This window comes from Eubacterium sp. AF17-7, assembly GCF_003461285.1.
Taxonomy (GTDB): domain Bacteria; phylum Bacillota; class Clostridia; order Lachnospirales; family Lachnospiraceae; genus Eubacterium_U; species Eubacterium_U album.
On the sequence record NZ_QTWU01000022.1, the window covers coordinates 36,280 to 36,868 of the forward strand.

Below are 589 nucleotides of genomic sequence, written 5' to 3' on the forward strand. Positions count from 1 at the left end.
CATATGTAAGGGATGAACTTGACAGAATAATAGAAACAAACTACGAAAATGGGAAAACAGTAAAGTATAGTTATGACAATGACGGAAACAAGACAGGGATTACGTATACGGACGGCAAAAAGGTAAGCTACACATATGATGGAAACAAAAATGTGACAGAAGTTGCAGATGGTGACAAAAAGACGGAGTATACATATGACAGTGACAACAACAGAATAACAAAGACAGAAGGAAAAGTTACACAGGAAAGTACATATGACATATATGGTAACGTGCTTACAGTAAGCAGAAAAGAAAACGGAACTTCGAAGCTAATAGAAGCATATGAATATGACTTAAACGGAAATGTAACAAAACATTATGAAAGTGGAATAATAAACGGCAAAAAGAAGACCACAACATATGAATATGACAGCCTCAACAGACTTGTGTCGGAAAAAGGAGACAAGACAGTAACATACACATATGATGATGTGGGAAATCTTCTAAAGAAGACAATAGGAAAAAAGTCCACAACATACACTTACAATAATATTAATCAGCAGATTACAAAAAAGGGAAGCTCAGTATTTAGCATAAAACGTTCAAA

1 protein-coding gene is annotated in these 589 nt (G+C 34.5%); it reads left to right on the forward strand.

Features of this window, described 5'->3' with window-relative positions; translation table 11 throughout:
* The coding region (locus DWW96_RS13275; protein WP_147339835.1) for an RHS repeat protein at positions 1 to 589 on the forward strand (589 nt) is incomplete at both ends.